The organism is Salipaludibacillus sp. CF4.18 (assembly GCF_051262595.1).
Lineage (GTDB): Bacteria > Bacillota > Bacilli > Bacillales > Salisediminibacteriaceae > Salipaludibacillus > Salipaludibacillus neizhouensis.
Genome location: NZ_JBIMEV010000112.1, coordinates 1 through 3,726, shown reverse-complemented (window position 1 = coordinate 3,726; position 3,726 = coordinate 1). Strand labels below are relative to the sequence as shown.

Genomic DNA, 3,726 nt, shown 5'->3' with positions numbered 1-3,726 from the left:
CTACATAATCTTTCTGTACCATAAATAATTAATAAGTCTTCTTTCCCTTTAATATTTGCCTCATTAATGATGGTCTCATTATTTTTCTGGGAAGGTTGATAAATGTTCAATCTATGATAATTATCTTTAATAAACTTATTGTTATCTGCAATTTCTTTTATTAACCGTTCCATCTTATATTTGGAGTTCTTAAAAATTGCCAGATTTAAAATACCTTTTTCATTTTTAGCTAGAAATTCGCTTAATATTTGTTGAATAGTGAATATTTCTGTTTGAAGTCCTGATGTTAACACCACAGTTAAATCTTCTTCACATAGCAAAACTTTTTTATGCAAAAAAACACTCCCTCAATAGAATTAATTAGTCATAATATTCTACTTTATAAATAATTTCTAATAAATTCATATCACTGAAAATACTATACTTTCTCCACTGATAATTATATAAGTCTCCTTAAACATTACCACAAAATCCCATTCAATACTTTTATCCTATTGAAATGTTAGTAAACTAAAGATCGCTATCTGGCGTGGATTCAAACATGAGTACCAGGTTTATGACGCGAAGAAAACACCTGATCATTTACATTGGCTTTATACGGTTCTTTCAAATGCCAAAACCTTTGTGGGTGGGACCTTCCACGGATTGGATTCGAGTGGTTCAGTATATGTGCATCATCAAACACCATTACTCATTCTGAGCTAGTGGGATAATCATTATATAGAATAATGAGATTAACCTACATTTCATCTAATATTGTTTATGGCAGACTAAATATGTAGGTTGTGGCAGTTAATTTATGCGGGCCCCTCGGGGCCCGCATAAATTTAAAAAGGCCACTTGCCAACTTCTCAAAATAACTTTAAACTCCTCGTTGGACCAACAACGTTCGACAGGAGGCTATTAGGAGATGTTAGCAGTGGCGCAAATTGATTATATCAGACATGAAGTAAACCAGAAAGGCGAAACTTATTCCAACATGGCAACTAGAATGGATATCGATCCACGAACAGTAACGAAGTATGCCAATAAAGAAGAATTCCAAGTAAGACAGCCGCAAAAGCGGAAAGCAAGAGTAATGGATACAGTGAAACCTATTATTGATAAATGGATTGATGAGGATCTAAAGAAGAAAAAGAAGAATCATAGAACAGCGAAAAGAATGTATAAACAGTTAGTGAAGTTTCATAGTTTTACAGGCTCTGAGAGGTCTGTTCGCGACTATGTATCGAAACGAAAAAAGGAATTAAAAGATTATCAAGAAGGGGCATCTCTTCCACTAGTGTCAGTCCCAGGAACAGCTCAAGTGGACTTTGGAACCGCATCATTTAAGTACCAATCGGAAGTCATTGATCTGCCATATTTAGTGGTGTCCTTTCCTTTCAGTAACACTTTTTATTTTCAGGTGTTTCCTTCGGAAAATACAGAATGTTTACTCGAAGGCTTACAGCGTATCTTTCGTCATATGGGTGGTATTCCAACAACTATTCGATTCGATAACTTATCACCAGCGGTGAAGAAAATAATGGCAAGAGGTGAACGTGGACTAACCGAGACGTTTGAACGCTTTGTTTTACATTACGGCTTCCGATATGAATTTTGTAATCCAGGGAAGGGGAATGAAAAAGGGCACGTAGAAGCGATGGTTAAATACGTACGAAATAATTTTCTATTGCCTGAATGTACCGTGGCTAACTTGGATCATTTTAATAAGACGCTTTGGAGGTGGGCGGAGGAAGATCGGAATCGTCCACATTATAAGAAACAAGTGCTCCAATCAGAGTTATATAAAGAAGACCAACAAAAATGGCTTCACCTCCCTGAGAAAGATTTTGAGTGTGCTCGTTATCAAGAAATGAAAGCCGATAAGTACGGCATCGTAAGTGTGGATAATAAGGAATATTCCACCTCTCCGAGGTTTGCGAAACAAAGAGTCAAAACTCGTCTTACTTTTAATACTGTCGCGGTATTGAATGAAAACAATGAACCGATCGTTACACATTCTCGGCTATATGGTGTAAAGCGCAGATCGATGATATGGCAGCCTTATCTTGAGTTATTATCCAGACGTCCGACTGCCATTAAATATTCAAGCCTGTACGACCAATTTCCTTATGCTTGGTCTAAATACTTAAAAGATTGCACCGAAGAAGAACGAAAAATAGGGCTACGTTTACTAGGAAAACTCTTGAAAAATAATGATTTTACATTATTGAACAAAGCGCTTCAATTGGCTTCTTCTCATGGGCATCCCAGCGCAGATCAGATTAAGCATTGCTTTTACTCGTTATTAAATCAAGATGATTCTCATATGGAGATTATTCCTCGTATGAAGGTGCCTATCATGCCCAACTCATCTCGTGGGCTCTCTCATTATGATGCCTTCTTTCAAAAAGGAGGATGTCGTAAATGAAAGAGCAAATTGAAGCCTATGCAAAACGTTTGAAGCTTAGTTGGATTCGGGAATATTATCATGAGGTGGAAGCCCAAAGCAACCAAGAATACCTTTTAAAGCTTTTTGAAAGGGAAGCTGAAAACCGTGAAGAGAGAAAGATTAATTTATTATTAAACCAGGCACAATTGCCGAAAACAGGAACTCTGCCTTTTCAATGGGAACATATACAAATTCCACAAGGAATTGATCAAGAAACAATATTGAATGGTGATTTTATTAAAGAGGAAGAAAATCTGATTTTATACGGAGGAGTTGGTACTGGAAAAACCTATTTGGCGACATTAATATCCTTAAATGCCATACACAGGTTTGGCAGTCGGGTGAAATTTTTTACGGTGGCAGCTTTAGTTAATAAGTTAATAGAAGTAAACCAACAAGGAACGCTTCCAAAGTTCATGAAACAGATTGAAAAACTGGACCTTTTGGTGCTCGATGAATTAGGTTATATTCCTTTAAATAAAGAAGGTGCAGAGCTGTTATTTCAAGTGATATCCATGTGCTACGAAAACCGTAGTCTATTGATAACTACTAACCTTCAATTCGGTCAATGGAATCATGTTTTCGGTGATCCGATCCTAACGGAAGCCGTCATTGACCGATTGATCCATCACTCTCACTTACTAATGTTTACAGGGGAAAGTTTTCGATACAAAGAATCATTATTACATCAATAATTAGAGGTGGCAAGTGGCATGCATTTTTAACTGCCATTCCATACATTTTTTACTTGCCAAATACAATCTAATATCACTGGACTCTTTGAATTAACTCTATCTTTTATCTATACTTTATATAAATTGTATGTTGTTTTATATTAGTCCTTATATACTATAAACAGATAAAACAGATGGGTAATATTAATTATGTTTCTTGCATAAACACGAAAACTTTTACTAATAATAACACGATAGTGGGTTATGGTTAATGTATTGATATCTCCCCATATTTCTCCTGATGGCTTTGAAAAGAAGTTGTACCATGACCTAGAATAGATGGGATATGCGAATTAAAACACGCATTCATAAATGATAAGAGATTATCTAATTTTCCCACCTTCCTAAAGTAGTTCGCTCATATTAATCTCAAAAATTCAATCGCCATCGTAACCTATACAAGTTTTAGCAAAATAATCAAGTAACCCCAACCCTAATTCCAATGCATAAAGGAGTATGTAAAATGGATATTTTAAAAGCTTTAACAGAAAATGAATTCTACCTGCAAAAAGAGGACGCCATTCTTTTATTTGATTTGACAGGGATAATTATAAATGG

General features: G+C 35.6%; 3 protein-coding genes and 1 pseudogene. 3 read left to right on the top strand and 1 reads right to left on the bottom strand.

Features of this window, described 5'->3' with window-relative positions; genetic code table 11:
- Positions 1 to 335, bottom strand: a 335-nt coding sequence (locus ACHABW_RS25405) for a hypothetical protein (protein ID WP_435759801.1), incomplete at its 3' end; no start/stop codon positions are given.
- A 229-nt stretch (positions 336 to 564) separates the two neighbouring features.
- Here ACHABW_RS25405 and ACHABW_RS25400 point away from each other — a divergent pair.
- From ACHABW_RS25400 to istB, 3 genes and pseudogenes are all read left to right on the top strand, one after another.
- Positions 565 to 654 (top strand): annotated as a pseudogene (locus ACHABW_RS25400) (IS1595 family transposase); the annotation flags it as partial.
- Between the two features lie 256 nt (positions 655 to 910).
- Complete coding sequence (gene istA, locus ACHABW_RS25395) at positions 911 to 2,413, top strand: IS21 family transposase (RefSeq protein ID WP_435759799.1); 1,503 nt, start codon at positions 911 to 913, stop codon at positions 2,411 to 2,413.
- Complete coding sequence (gene istB, locus ACHABW_RS25390) at positions 2,410 to 3,129, top strand: IS21-like element helper ATPase IstB (RefSeq protein WP_435759797.1); 720 nt, start codon at positions 2,410 to 2,412, stop codon at positions 3,127 to 3,129. Before istA ends, istB begins: the two co-directional genes overlap by 4 nt.
- The last annotated feature ends 597 nt before the right edge of the window (positions 3,130 to 3,726 follow it).